The sequence below is a fragment of the Cyanobium usitatum str. Tous genome (assembly GCF_963920485.1).
GTDB lineage: Bacteria > Cyanobacteriota > Cyanobacteriia > PCC-6307 > Cyanobiaceae > Cyanobium_A > Cyanobium_A usitatum_A.
Map to the genome: position 1 here is coordinate 2,099,283 of NZ_OY986431.1, position 12,983 is coordinate 2,112,265.

Genomic DNA, 12,983 nt, shown 5'->3' on the forward strand with positions numbered 1-12,983 from the left:
AGGGATGGCTGCGGCAAGTGCGCAGCAGAACAGGACTTATGAATCGAAACTACAACTCACTGCGCCCCAGCAAGGGCGTTAATGAAGAAAATGACGGCGACCAGTTACCACCATCGCCAAGCCAAGGGCATTGCAGGCAGTGATCGAATCGGCGTCGCGCACGCTGCCGCCAGGCTGAATCACAGCAGTGATGCCCTGACCAGCCGCCAGCCGCACGGTGTCATCGAAGGGGAAGAAGCCATCGCTAGCAAGCACCGCGCCCCTGGCCCGATCCCCGGCCGCTGCCAAGGCCAGCCTGGCTGAGCCAACCCGATTCATCTGGCCGGCGCCAATGCCCAGGCTCTGACCACCCTTGGCCACGGTGATGGCATTGGAGCGCACGTGGCGGGCCAGCTTCCAGGCAAAACCGAGGTCGTCGAGCTCCTGGGCTGTGGGCTGACGTTCGCTCACCACCTGCCAGGCCGCTCCATCAACCGGTTGATCGTCTAGCTCCTGTACCAGTACCCCGCCCAGCAGGGTGCGCAGCTGGCGCCTGGACGCCAGAGCGATCGCCGCAGGATTCAATTCCAGCAGGCGCAGATTGGCTTTCGTCGCCAGCCGCTCCGATGCCGGTCCATCAAAGCCAGGCGCCACTACACATTCAAGGAACAGGCTGGTCAGCAATTCGGCGGTGGCTAGATCCACCACACAGTTGATCGCCACAATGCCGCCGAAGGCTGAAAGCCGATCGGCGTCAAGGGCCCGGCTGAGGGCAGCTGCGCCGTTGTGGCCGATGGCCACGCCGCACGGGTTGGTGTGCTTGACCACAACCGCCGCGGGCTGGGCCCCAGGGCCGTAGCCAAACTCCCGCACGGTGGCGAGGGCCGCATCGAGATCGATCAAGTTGTTGTAGCTGAGCTCCTTGCCCTGAAGTTGCACCGCGGCGCCCCAGCCGGCAGCGGGCTCGCTGTGCCAGGTGGCCTGTTGGTGGGGGTTTTCTCCGTAGCGCAGGCTCTGGCGGGCGGGCAGTTCCAGTCGCAGGGGCGCCGCCACCGCTGATGGGACCTCTGATGGGACCTCGACTGCGCCGGCTAGTTGGCCTGCCAGCCAGCTGCTTATCGCCGTGTCGTAGCTAGCGGTGTGCTGGAAAGCTTCCAGCGCCAGCTGGCGCCGCAGGGCGGCGCTGATGGCTCCGGTGCGCAGAGACTCAAGAAAGGGTCCGTATTGGCTGGGGCTGGTCAGCACCACCACATCGGCGTGATTTTTGGCCGCTGCCCGCACCATGGCCGGGCCGCCGATATCGATGTTCTCGATGGCGGTATCGAATGCCACCTCGGGGTTGGCAACGGTTTCTCGAAATGGGTAGAGGTTGACCACCACCACGTCGATCGGCGCAATGCCCTGGGCATCCAGATCAGCCTGGTGGCTGGGCTCGCAGCGGCGGGCCAGGATGCCGCCATGGATATGTGGGTGCAGGGTCTTAACCCGGCCGCCCAAGATCTCAGGGGCGCCGGTGTGCTCCGCCACCTTGGTGACCTCAAGCCCGGCCGCCTTGAGGGCCGCAGCGGTGCCACCACTAGAGATCAATCGATAGCCAGCCTCCAGCAGCCCCTCGGCCAAGGGCACCAGGCCCTCCTTATTGGAGACGCTGAGAAGGGCCGTGGGGGCCATGGCTGCCAAACGTGCAGGTTTAGGGCCAACCTACGCAGCAACAGATCCCCCGTCATGAGTAGCCAAACCAGCCGGCCCGATGACCAACTAATCCGCAGTGGCCCGGACCTGGGCGACCGGCGCCTGGTGCTGCTGCACGGCTGGGGAGCGGATGCCGACGACCTACTCGACCTGGCCGAGTTGCTGGTGGGGCCAGCGGTGAGCGTGGTGGCCCTGCGGGCACCACTGCCGCATCCCAGCGGTAGCGGCCGGCAGTGGTACGATCTGCAACAGCCAAATTGGCCCCAGCTGCCTGCCGCTCGAACCCAGCTGCTAGAGCGGCTCCTGGCCCTAGCCGTAGAAGTGCCCCTGCAGCAAACCGCTCTGCTGGGCTTCTCCCAAGGCGCAGCAATGGCCCTTGATGTGGCCACAGCCGGCAGCGGCCTCCCCCTGGCCGCTCTGATCGGCTGCAGCGGCTACCCCCATCCCGGCTGGCAGCCAGCCGCAGCATCCCTGCCAAAAATCCTGCTCACCCATGGCGAACAGGATCCTGTCGTGCCCTTCGGAGCCAGTGAGGCCCTGAAAAAGCAGTTGCAACTGGGTGGCATCGACACCGAACTGGTTGGCTTTACAGGCGGCCACACAATTGACAGCTGCCTGTTTCCTGCCCTGAGGAGCTACTTGGCAGGCCAGTGGTCATGATGAACAACCATCGGCCCACCTGAGTTACGCCAGGGCAAAGCCAAGCTCAAACGAAGGCGTATTCGTACTCCTCCATTTCTTCCCAGTCGTCGGCGGCGAGGGCTTCGATGCCTTCGAAAAGCACCTCCTCACCGATGCGGTCGACGATCGTGCGCAGTGAGGGAAACAGGAAATGGTTTTCCTCGGCGTATTGGGCGCTGAACAGGCCCTTTTCGCCCCAGAAGAAGCGATCAGTGGTGTGCTCGTTGCGGCGCACGTTGAGAATTGCTGGGGGCACCAACAGCTCCTCAGCAATGAAGCGGCGTGCTGCCGTGACCGGCTTGTGGGAGCCGGTCTCGAGATTAAAGGTGGGGACATGCGCCAGCACCCGCTGGCCTGCGAGCCGGCGACGGCTAATCCGCTTGCGCTTTTTGGACATTGAACTGCTCCCGGGAAGGAGGAATTAAGAGGAGGAAGAGAAACCGGAGGGGAACGGACAGTGGGAGCGCAAAACATGCGCAGGGTCCGTGACTCAGACAACCCATACCCCCCAAAATTCGGAGAGCAGGGCGACGCCCAAACGTTCTGTTGTCCGAGAGAGTCAGCAGGCCCAGGGGTCAGTGACGCAACATCCCGCCCATTCGGGGTGCAGAACAACAGGAAGCAAGATCGGCGTAAGTCGGATCTGTCACTGCTGTAGCCTGATTTCCCGAAATGGGCAACAAAGGGTGAGGGCGTCACGACGACGAACCGCTGCCCGCTTGCGGACCGCGCCGTATTGGTCGATACCGCTCATCTTAAGACTTTTTTCTGGTTTTCCCACGCCTTATCCAAACTTTTTGGAACACGGCCAGGGCTGAGGGCAGCAGATGCAAGTCTCCAACCGCTTTCTCGCTCTACTGCGCTTCCAGCTAGCCCAGTTCGCTGATCGCAGCGACCTCAGCTCCCTGGTGGTTTACGTCACCCAGCCCGGCGAAGCCAACGCCCCAATCCTTGTACCGATTGGTCAGTGGCCAAGTGACGGCCGCGCCCTGCCTGCGGTGGAAGCTGGCAGCCCGCTGAGCCTGCCCGCCGAGGAGCGGCGCTGGCTGCCGCTGCGCCACCAAAGGGTGCTGCTGGGCGCGATCCAGGTGGAAACCAGCGTGGTGCCCTGGCCAGACAGCCTCGGGCAGCGGCTCCAAGCCGTCGCCCTCTGTCTTACCGAAGCACTCTGCCTTGATCTGGAACAACAGCAGTTGCAGCAGACCCTCGAGCAACAGCAAGCCGAATTGGGCCTGCTGTTGCACCAGCTGCGCAACCCCCTCGCCGCCCTACGCACCTTCGGCCAACTACTGCTGCGGCGCCTCGAACAAGACCAGCAGAACCGACCCCTAGTGGAAGGCTTGCTGGCGGAAGAGCGCCAGCTCAACCGCTACGTGGATGCCCTCAGCCAGCTGGGCCGCCACGAACAAGCCGCCGTCGGCGGCGAAGCAGCGGCGCCCCTGCTACTTCCCCCCGGGCTGGTGGGGCCCGAGGGCCAGCCCCTGCGCGACTGGCTTGAGCCCTTGCTGCAGCGGGCTGCCGCCACGGCCTCTCTGCAGGGCCGGCCCTGGTATCCGCCATCCTGCTTGCCCAATTGGCACGGGGACAGTGGCGCCGTGGCGGAGATTTTGGCCAACCTGCTAAACAACGCCTTTCGATATAGCCCTAGCGGCACGGCCATCGGCCTGGACTGCCAAGCCCTGGCGTCAGGGGACTGGCAACTGACGGTGTGGGATGGCGGCGAGCCGATTGCCGAAAACGAGCGCCAGGCCATCTTTGAGCAAGGTTTCCGGGGGCGGCAGGGGCAGGGGCGGCCGGGGACGGGGCTTGGACTGGCTCTGGCCAGGGATCTGGCCCGCAGCCTCGGTGGCGAGCTCAACCTGGTGTTGCCGCCGGCAGCCGTTGCCCGGCAACTGCCCCAGCGGGGCAACGCCTTTTGCCTCAGGCTTCCAGCAGCAGGCCCATGAGCAGCAGGGCCAGAGCTTCTGTCCATTCGACACAGGCTCCGTAGCTATCGCCGCTATGGCCTCCAAGACGGCGGCCGAGCCATAGGGGCACGAGAACCGCTGGCAGCAAACCCAGCCCCTGGGGCCAGGGCCAGAGGGTCCAGGCCGCTAGCCCCAGGGCCAGGGCGAACACCAGCAGGGCCGGCACCAGTTCCGCGGCCAGACCACGCCAGTGCTGCCGGTGGAAAGCAGCACTGCCCTGCGCCCTCAAATACGGAAACCACTGCATGGCCAAAAGCGGTGCCACCCGGCCCCAGAAAGCTGCCCAGAGCAAGGCCAGCGGGGCAGCAGCCCCTAGGCAAAGCAGGGCTGCTGCCTTGAGCAGCAGCACCACCACCAGGGCCTGCACCCCCGATGCGCCCACCCGGCTATCTGCCATCGCCTCCAAGGCCCTAGGGCCGGCGCCTAAGCCATCGGCCGTATCCATTGCGCCATCAACGTGCAAGCCACCGGTGAGCACCAACCCGAGGGCTAGCACCAAGGCCACCTGGGCTCCAAGGGGCAACCAGCCAGCGGCAAGCCACCAGAAAAGGCCCTGCAGCCCGCCAAGCACTAGACCAATCAGGGGAGCGAAGCGGGCAATGCGCTCAAAGCGCGGCGGCACTCCTGGCCAGGCGGGCAGCACCGAATAAAACACCCAGGCACCGGCAAGATCGCCCAACCAGCCGGGAATCGACCCAGAAAAAGACTTCGGCACGGGCTCTAGCAAGCGACACCTAGCGTCGGAACAGCACCTGTTCGGCGCAATCAGCTTCCCACCAGCGTTCTCCTTCGACATCACGGCCCAGTGCAGCCGCACCCGGGCTCGCTGCGGCTGCTTTCACACCCCCCATGGCGATGTCACCACGCCCCGGTTCATGCCCGTGGGCACCCTGGCCACGGTGAAAGGGGTGACGGCGTCCCAACTGCGGGACACCGGCGCCCAGATGGTGCTCTCCAACACCTATCACCTCCATCTGCAGCCGGGCGAGCAGATCGTGGCGGATGCCGGGGGGCTACACCGCTTCATGGCTTGGGACGGGCCGATGCTCACCGATTCCGGCGGCTTCCAGGTTTTCAGCCTCGGCGACATCAACACCATCGACGACCACGGCGTGGTGTTCCGCTCACCACGCGACGGCGCCCGCATCGAGCTCACACCCGAACGCTCGATGGCGATCCAGATGGCCCTGGGGGCCGATGTGGCCATGGCCTTCGACCAATGCGCCCCCTATCCCGCTAGTGAGGCAGACGTAGCCGCCGCCTGCCGGCGCACCCACAGCTGGCTGGAGCGCTGCATCACCAGCCACACCAAGTCCGACCAGGCCCTGTTTGGCATCGTCCAAGGGGGCTGCTTCCCCCACCTACGCCAGGAGTCGGCCCAAGTGGTGGCCTCCATGGGCCTGCCCGGGATAGCAGTGGGCGGGGTGAGTGTCGGCGAGCCCACCGAGGAAATGCATCGGATCGTGCGCCAGCTGGGGCCGCTGCTACCTGACGCCGTGCCCCACTACCTAATGGGCATAGGCACCCTGCGGGAAATGGCCATCGCCGTGGCCAACGGCTTCGACCTGTTTGATTGCGTGATTCCCACCCGCCTCGGCCGCCATGGCGCGGCCTTGGTGGGGGGCGAACGCTGGAACCTCAAGAACTCTCGCTTCCGCCACGACCACACCCCCATGGATGCCAGCTGCCCCTGCCCAGCCTGCCGCCAGCACAGCAGGGCCTACCTGCACCACCTAATCAAGAGCGAGGAGCTGCTGGGCAAGATTCTGTTGAGCTTGCACAACATCACCCAGTTGGTGCGCTTCTCAACCGCCATGGGGCAGGCCATCCGCGACGACTGTTTTGCAGAGGATTTCGCTCCCTGGGAACCGGACTCCCCAGCCGCCCACACGTGGTAGCGTCCGCCCCTAGCTCAGTGAATTCCGGGATGGCTTCCTACGCCCTGCAAACCCTGGCCCAACTCCCCGAGGCCTACCAAGCCTTCGGACCACTGGTCGACATCCTGCCGATCATTCCCCTTTTCTTTCTGCTGCTTGCCTTCGTGTGGCAAGCCTCCGTCGGCTTTCGCTGAATCCGGCCTCAGCCCTGCCTGAGCACCTCCCAGGCAAATTTGGGTAAGGAGAGCATTCGGCGCCAGCGACTGGGCTCCTGAATCAGCCGGTACAACCATTCGATCTGCAGGGCTCCCATCCAAGCGGGGGCTCTTTTTTTGACCCCAGCCCAAACGTCAAAGCTGCCTCCCACACCCATCCAGAGGCCGCCACTGCGCCCAGGCAGCTGCTGAATCCAGGTTTCCTGGCGGGGTACGCCTAGGGCCGCCAGCACCAGATCGGGCCGAGCCGCCAGCAGCTGCTGCTCCAAGCCAGGCCAGGCTTCAGCCGGTTGGTAGCCATGGGCATGGAGCACCAGCTTTAGCCCGGGAAGCTCCTGGCGCAAGCGCGCACTGAGCTGCTCCATCACCTCCGGTGAGGCCCCCACCAATGCCACCCTCCAGCCATGGGAAGCCGCGTGAGTGAGCAAATCACGAGCCAGCTCAATTCCAGGACTACGCCGCACCCGGTATCCCTGGCGGCCTAAGGCCCATACCACGCCGGCACCATCTGGAATCACCAGGGCAGCTGCGGCGATGGCAGCCCCCAAGGCTGGATCGGCCTTAGCGGCCATTGTCATCTCAGCATTGAGGGTGACGATCTGCCCACCACTGCGCTGCCGCAGGGCCAGGGCCGCTGCAAACACATCTGGACACACGCTCACCGGCACCCCCAGAACCCTGGTGCGCAGTGGCTCAGTTGCTGTTGATGCCATCAGGGGGTGAGGTGGGGGTGGAGAATATATGGCTGGCCTACCACTGGCATAGGGACATCCATGGCGCAATCCCTGCCACTGAACAATCCGGCCCAACCGCCGGAACCCACCGTTTCAGCCGCCTTGGATCCGGCTAAGGCCTGGGCCCTGCTGCAGGAGCTGGATAGTCAGATTGATCTGGTGGTGTTGAGCCGCCAACACCCGATTACGGGACTGCTGCCCGCCAGCACCGCCCATACCGTGCACGGCAACTACGCAGACGCCTGGGTGCGCGACTGCGTTTATTCAATCCAATGCGTCTGGGGACTTGCCCTGGCCCATCGCCGCCTGCGGGGGGCCAGTCGCCGCGTATACGAGCTGGAAGCGAGGGTGCTGCAACTGATGCGCGGCCTGCTCAACGCCATGCTGCGCCAGGCCCCGAAGGTGGAGCGCTTTAAGCACAGCCTGAATCGCCTGCATGCCATCCACGCCAAGTTCGACACGGCCACTGGCGCTGCGGTGGTGGCCGATGACGGCTGGGGGCATCTGCAACTCGATGCCACGGCGCTGTTTCTGCTCCAACTCGCCCAGCTGACCCGCTCAGGCCTGGTGGTGGTGCAAAGCAGCCACGAGCGCGACTTCGTGCAAAACCTGGTGTACTACGTGGCCCGCGCCTACCGCGTGGCCGACTACGGCATTTGGGAAAGGGGCGACAAAGGCAACCACGGCCTCCCAGAACGCAACGCCAGCTCGATTGGCCTGGTCAAGGCCGCTCTGGAATCCCTGGAGGGACTCGATCTCTACGGACCCCACGGTGATGGCCACAGCTGTCTGGTGATCCCCCACGACGCCATCGTGAGGCTGCGCCGGGCCCTGGACGCCCTGCTGCCGCGGGAATCAGCGAGCAAGGAGGTTGACAGCGCCTGCCTAGCGGTGATCGGCTATCCCGCCTGGGCCGTGGACGACCCAGAGCTGAGGCGGCGCACCCGCGCCAAGATTCGCGCCGAACTGGGTGGGGCCTACGGATATAAGCGTTTCCGCCGCGATGGCCACCAAACCGTGGTCGAAGACCACACCCGCCTGCACTACGAACGGGAGGAACTGGCGCAGTTTGAGCACATCGAATGCGAATGGCCCCTGTTTTGGGCTTATGAACTGATCACGGCCTGCTGCGAAGAGCGTTGGGAGGAGGCCCGCCAATGGCGCCAGCGCCTGCGTGAAGTGAGCCTGGAGCTAGCGGAGGGCGCCCTGCTCCCCGAGCTCTACCTGGTTCCGAAAGCTGCCATCGCAGCCGAACGGCAACTGCCCGGCAGCCAGCGCCGGCTGGCCAACCCCAACGTTCCCTTGTTGTGGACCCAGAGCCTCACCTGGCTATCCGACCTGTTGCTGGCCGGATTAATCAGTCCGGAAGATCTCGACCCAACCGGGCGACGCCGGCCCAGCACTCTCGGCGCCGACCGGGTGCTGGTGGCTCTGGTGCCAGCCAATGCGGCTATCGCAGCCAGCCTGGAGGCAGCTGGGCTGCCCCTGGCCCATGGCCCCAACAGCGACGCCGACCCCAGCAGCACCAATGCGGCCATCCGCATCGGCGGCTCCCAGGAGCTGGCGCTACGGATGGCCCAGGTGGGTGCAAACCCGGCCCTAGGTCTCAGCGGCCATCCACCGGTGCGGATGGAAACCATGGCTACGGCTCGCCTTTACCGGCAGGGAAGCAGCTGTTTTGCCTTTTTCCCAGCCGTGCTGGAGGAAGACACCTTCTACCTGGCAGACGATCCTGAGCAGCTCGTGGACGCCGTGACCGCCGAACTGCGCCTGTTGCAGCGCCACTGGCGCGGAAGCGGCTCGCCGCTACTGCTGCTGCCGATCGCCGAGGGGGCCTTCCAGGCCAACCCAGATGCCTTCCTGAGGCTGGGGCAGCAGTTGCAGGCAGGTTTGCTGGACGGCGTCCCCGTGCAGCTGGCCCCGCTGGCAGAACTCATCGACCAGGGCAGCTGGGTCGAGCTGCCCGCCCAAGCGCCCGGGGCCGCGCTTCTACCGCCTGCGCCCATACCCACCCCATTGCGGGCTGGCACCAGCCAGACCCCCCTTAGCGCCAAGGAGGAGCAAGAGCTCGAACGGGAGGACATCAGCATTGGCGAACTCGCCGATCGGCTCTGGCGCAGCTCCTCCCTGGAAGAGCAGGGCGAGCTGCTGGAGCAGCTGGTGCGGCGTCTAGGTCCCTACTCCCGGCTGCAGGGACCGGCCGGCAGCCAACCGGTGCGCCTGCATGACCTGCTGGAGGAGGTCTACCGCCGCGCCCTGGCCGAAGCCGACTGGAACGTGGTGCGGCGGGTGGCTGGGGCCCTCGATCTGGTCCATCCCCAACTGGAAGATGCCCTCACCGACCTGCTGGTGCGCCAGAAGCAGGTGGTGGTGGGACGTAATTACACCAGCGATTCTCGCATCAGCGAGCCCCAGGGCAGCGCCAGCATCGCCGCCATGATCCGTCGCTTCAGCGGCGAAGACGGCCGCGAATGGATGCTGCAGCAGGAATTGCTACTTGCCCTCGACAGCCTGGCCCGCCACGAGCCAGCCCTGCTGAGCGGCAGCCTCACCCTGCAACTGGGCCAGCTACTGCTGTTGCTCACCGGCGAACTAGCCAGCGAAGCCGAGCTCAACCCCATCGACGCCTTCGAGGCACTTTGCGATCAGCCCCCCCACGCCATCCAGCGCCGGCTGCGGGCCGTGCTGGCTGACCTGGAACATGCCAAAGCCTCCCTGCAGCGCCAGGAGCAACTGCATGTGAGCGGCCGGGTGCGTTGGGACGTTCCCGATCCCCTGGCAGAGCTACCCAAGGGCGACTGCTGGCTGCAACACCGGCTACGGCTCGGGGCCCTAGGGCGCGTACCCCGCGATTTTTATCCCGGCATCTGGGATCTACTGCACCACTGCCACGGCATCGTCATCGGCGACAAGCTGGAGAAGCGCAACCGCCTGGACAGCGGTCCCCTATTGAGGGAAAAGACACCCGGCGAACGTAATTTCGCCGCCCTTGTCGATCACCTACTCAGCAAAATTGAAGCGCCGGACTATCGCCAGCTGTGCACGGAAACCCTGCTCACCTTGATCACCTTTATGGGTGCTAATCCAGAGGTGGTATTTGACGACGACCTGGTGTTAGACGTGGTGATCGGTCACGCCGTGCGGGTGGGCTGGCAACAACGCCACCCCAATATTCCTGAATCCCAATATGGCCTGCATAAGGCAGATGCCTGGGATCAGTTTTATTTGGCTTCGCCAGCTGATTGCCGCCGCTGGCAGCTGGCAGCTCTGCGCCAGCTCACTAGCCCGGAAATAGCCACGCCAGCTTCGACGACCTAGATCGGCACTTCCAGGCTCATGCAGAGATTGGGCTGCTCGACGCACTGCTCAATCAGGTCGGCCAGCTGCAAAGCCCGGGAAGCCTGCAAACCATCCACCGCCGGGATCTCAACCCCCCGCACGCACTGGAGGAAATGCTCTAGTTCGGCGTAAAGGGGCTCAATGGAAGTGGTACTGACCTCTTCAATTACTCCATCGGACCTGTACACCAACTCGCCGTGATCTGCGCTCACCGACTCGTGAGCGCGGCGATGAATGTGCAAGGTGCGGTTAAGAAAATCCGTCTCTACCAAGCTGCCGCGGCAGTGGGCACTAAGGCTGCGAATCTTGCGATGGGCCATCTTGCTAGCCGTGAGGCTAGCTACCACACCATTAGCAAAGGCCAGGGTGGCGTTTACGTAGTCGATCGGCCCCTCAGCGCTGCGACCACCGGCCGCCGCCAGGCGAATCACCGGCGCCCCAGCCAACTCCAGCACAAGGTCGATGTCGTGAATCATCAGGTCGAGCACCACCGACACGTCATTAGCGCGGTCTGGGTTGGGACTGTGACGGCGAGCTTCAAGCACCACCACATCTTCATTGGCCACAACCTTGCGCAGTTCCCGGAAGGCGGGATTGAAACGCTCGATGTGGCCCACCTGCAGCAAACGACCGGCCTGCTCGGCCGCCTGGATCAACTCAGCTGCCTCCTCCTGACTGGCTGCGATCGGCTTTTCGATCAGCACATGCACCCCGGCCTTCAGGCAGGCCATGCCTACGCGGTGGTGAAGCAGGGTGGGCACGGCGATACAAACAGCATCCACCTCCGGCAACATTTTATCGTAGGAGGGAAACCAGCGGCACCCGAACTGCTCGGTAGCCAGCTGTCCGCGGCTCCCATCTGGATCAGCCACCCCCACCAGTTCGGCGTCTTTGATCAGGCTCAGCACCCGGGCGTGGTGCCAACCCATGTTGCCGATGCCGATGACACCCACGCGCACAGGGTTCAAGGCAGGGGCTCTCGACTGAGGGCATTATCGGGGGTACGGGGGTCCAGACCGCTGATCAGGCGCCCTCGGTGCGCTCCGGTTCGACGACTGGACGCTCGATCTGTACTCGCTCAATGCGCGGGCCATCCATGGCTAGGACCCGAAATTGGTGACCCTTCCAGCGCAAACCTTCACCGGCCGAGGGAATGTGCTGCAAGCGCTCAAGCAGGAAGCCAGCGAGCGTGTGATGTCCTTCCGCCTCAGGCAACTGCAACGCCAGCTGCCTGTTGAGTTCGAAGATTTCCAGATCCCCTGCCACCGACCAGCAGCCTTCGCCGAGTTGCTGCAGGTCTTGGGCCGCCTCAAGGGAATCTTCCTCCTCGCCAACGATCTCGCTGGTGAGGTCGGCCACCGTGACCAGCCCCTCTGTACCACCATGCTCATCGACCACCACCAGCAGGGGCTGACCACTGCGAATCAGGGGCAGGAGCTCCGCCAGGGAAGTGCTCTCCTGCACCAGCGCCACGGGGGTGATGTAGGGAGCCAGGGGAGTGTCGGCGCTGAGCAGGCCCCTGGCAATGGGATCAGCAAGACGCCGCAGGTCAAGCACGCCACGCACGTCGTCGAGGGAGCTGCCGATCACCGGGAAGCGGGCGTGGGCGGTGTCATGGACCTCGCGCATCAGCTCAGCAAAACTCACATCCAGGGGCAGGGTGACCATGCCGGAGCGGGGCACCATCACCTCCCGCACCAGGGTGTCCCGCAGCGAAAAGACTCCCTCCAAAATGTTGCGTTCGTCGGGCATCAGACCGGTGACGTTGCCGGTTTCGATCAAGGTTTCAAGCTCGCCAGCCGACAAGGCGGGCACCAGCTCATCCCAGTTGCGGGGTAAGCCCAGCAGGTGCAGCAGCACTCCGCTGCAGCGCTCTATTAGGGAAAGCAAGGGGGCCAGGTTGCGACTCACCGCAGCCAGCAACGGCGCCAGTCGCAGAGCCGAGCTTTCGGGACGGTGCAACACCCAGGCCTTGGGCAGTAAGCCGCCCAGCACGGTGGCAAGTAATACAAGTACAAGAAATAAGCCGGCATCAAGCCAAACCTGGGGAACGGCTCCAGGGCTGGCTGCCAGGGCCCCACCCAGCTGTTCAGCCAAGCCGCGACCGGCCCAGCCCAATGCCACCAAAGCGAGCGCCGTACCCAGCTGGGTAGCCACCAGCACGCGCCGGAGCCGATGTTGCAGCTTGGCAACGGCTTGGGCACCGGGCTCACCCGCCTCCTGCAGTTGCTGCACCCGGCTAGGCCGAAGGCGAATCAGGGCGAATTCCCCAGCGGCAAAAAAAGCCAGCAGTGCCAGCAAAACGGCCAGCGCCAGGACTTGAATCACAGGAAGCTCCGCCAGGAGAGCCATCAGTGCTCAAACGATAGGGGTTGCTGGGCAATCAGACCGCTGGGGTTGATTGAACCAACGTGAATGGGGGTCCCGAGGATCGAACTCGGCTAAGGCGAATTATGAGTTCGCTGCATTCACCAGATTGCTAGACCCCCGTGCCAGCAG

At 64.5% G+C, this 12,983-nt stretch carries 11 protein-coding genes and 1 tRNA gene; 5 read left to right on the plus strand and 7 right to left on the minus strand.

What is annotated here, in order from left to right; translation table 11 throughout:
- Positions 1-78 precede the first annotated feature (78 nt).
- On the minus strand, positions 79-1,650 hold the full coding sequence (gene purH / locus U9970_RS11440; RefSeq protein ID WP_322764294.1) for a bifunctional phosphoribosylaminoimidazolecarboxamide formyltransferase/IMP cyclohydrolase: 1,572 nt from the start codon (positions 1,648-1,650) through the stop codon (positions 79-81).
- A 54-nt stretch (positions 1,651-1,704) separates the two neighbouring features.
- Here purH and U9970_RS11445 point away from each other — a divergent pair, with 54 nt between their 5' ends.
- On the plus strand, positions 1,705-2,331 hold the full coding sequence (locus tag U9970_RS11445) for an alpha/beta hydrolase (protein WP_322764295.1): 627 nt from the start codon (positions 1,705-1,707) through the stop codon (positions 2,329-2,331).
- 46 nt (positions 2,332-2,377) lie between these two features.
- Here the strand turns inward: U9970_RS11445 and U9970_RS11450 are convergent, their stop codons facing one another.
- Positions 2,378-2,749 carry a DUF3155 domain-containing protein gene (locus tag U9970_RS11450; RefSeq protein WP_106632267.1) on the minus strand — a complete coding sequence of 124 codons (372 nt, stop codon included), beginning with the start codon at positions 2,747-2,749 and terminating at the stop codon, positions 2,378-2,380.
- 430 nt (positions 2,750-3,179) lie between these two features.
- Between U9970_RS11450 and U9970_RS11455 the strand changes: the two genes are divergently transcribed.
- Positions 3,180-4,298 carry a sensor histidine kinase gene (locus U9970_RS11455; RefSeq protein ID WP_322764296.1) on the plus strand — a complete coding sequence of 373 codons (1,119 nt, stop codon included), beginning with the start codon at positions 3,180-3,182 and terminating at the stop codon, positions 4,296-4,298.
- Here U9970_RS11455 and U9970_RS11460 read toward each other — a convergent pair.
- Positions 4,273-5,034, minus strand: a complete 762-nt coding sequence (locus U9970_RS11460; protein ID WP_322764297.1) for an adenosylcobinamide-GDP ribazoletransferase — start codon at positions 5,032-5,034, stop codon at positions 4,273-4,275. The genes U9970_RS11455 and U9970_RS11460 overlap by 26 nt on opposite strands.
- Before the next feature lie 49 nt (positions 5,035-5,083).
- Between U9970_RS11460 and tgt the strand changes: the two genes are divergently transcribed.
- Positions 5,084-6,217: a tRNA guanosine(34) transglycosylase Tgt gene (tgt, locus tag U9970_RS11465; RefSeq protein ID WP_322766121.1), complete on the plus strand. Its 1,134-nt coding sequence runs from the start codon at positions 5,084-5,086 to the stop codon at positions 6,215-6,217.
- A gap of 29 nt (positions 6,218-6,246) precedes the next feature.
- Positions 6,247-6,390, plus strand: coding sequence for a photosystem II reaction center protein K (locus tag U9970_RS11470; protein WP_254935149.1), 144 nt, complete (start codon positions 6,247-6,249; stop codon positions 6,388-6,390).
- Between the two features lie 8 nt (positions 6,391-6,398).
- Here U9970_RS11470 and U9970_RS11475 read toward each other — a convergent pair whose 3' ends face one another.
- Positions 6,399-7,124, minus strand: a complete 726-nt coding sequence (locus U9970_RS11475; RefSeq protein ID WP_322764298.1) for a WecB/TagA/CpsF family glycosyltransferase — start codon at positions 7,122-7,124, stop codon at positions 6,399-6,401.
- A 60-nt stretch (positions 7,125-7,184) separates the two neighbouring features.
- On the opposite strand from U9970_RS11475, the gene U9970_RS11480 reads away from it, so the two are divergent.
- Complete coding sequence (locus tag U9970_RS11480; protein ID WP_322764299.1) at positions 7,185-10,463, plus strand: glycoside hydrolase family 15 protein; 3,279 nt, start codon at positions 7,185-7,187, stop codon at positions 10,461-10,463.
- Here the strand turns inward: U9970_RS11480 and U9970_RS11485 are convergent.
- From U9970_RS11485 to U9970_RS11495, 3 genes are all read right to left on the minus strand, one after another.
- Positions 10,460-11,452, minus strand: coding sequence for a Gfo/Idh/MocA family oxidoreductase (locus U9970_RS11485; RefSeq protein WP_322764300.1), 993 nt, complete (start codon positions 11,450-11,452; stop codon positions 10,460-10,462). The genes U9970_RS11480 and U9970_RS11485 overlap by 4 nt on opposite strands.
- Positions 11,453-11,507: 55 nt before the next feature.
- Positions 11,508-12,809, minus strand: coding sequence for a hemolysin family protein (locus U9970_RS11490; RefSeq protein WP_322766122.1), 1,302 nt, complete (start codon positions 12,807-12,809; stop codon positions 11,508-11,510).
- Positions 12,810-12,900: 91 nt separating this feature from the next.
- Positions 12,901-12,973: transfer RNA gene (locus U9970_RS11495), tRNA-Ile, on the minus strand.
- Positions 12,974-12,983: the final 10 nt, after the last annotated feature.

What these genes read in the sequence shown, in the direction of transcription:
- U9970_RS11470 (WP_254935149.1), top strand. Translation starts at nt 6,247, where the DNA reads ATGGCTTCCTACGCCCTGCAAACCCTGGCCCAACTCCCCGAGGCCTAC.
- U9970_RS11445 (WP_322764295.1), top strand. Translation starts at nt 1,705, where the DNA reads ATGAGTAGCCAAACCAGCCGGCCCGATGACCAACTAATCCGCAGTGGC.
- purH (WP_322764294.1), bottom strand. Translation starts at nt 1,650, where the DNA reads ATGGCCCCCACGGCCCTTCTCAGCGTCTCCAATAAGGAGGGCCTGGTG.
- U9970_RS11455 (WP_322764296.1), top strand. Translation starts at nt 3,180, where the DNA reads ATGCAAGTCTCCAACCGCTTTCTCGCTCTACTGCGCTTCCAGCTAGCC.
- U9970_RS11480 (WP_322764299.1), top strand. Translation starts at nt 7,185, where the DNA reads ATGGCGCAATCCCTGCCACTGAACAATCCGGCCCAACCGCCGGAACCC.
- U9970_RS11475 (WP_322764298.1), bottom strand. Translation starts at nt 7,124, where the DNA reads ATGGCATCAACAGCAACTGAGCCACTGCGCACCAGGGTTCTGGGGGTG.
- U9970_RS11450 (WP_106632267.1), bottom strand. Translation starts at nt 2,749, where the DNA reads ATGTCCAAAAAGCGCAAGCGGATTAGCCGTCGCCGGCTCGCAGGCCAG.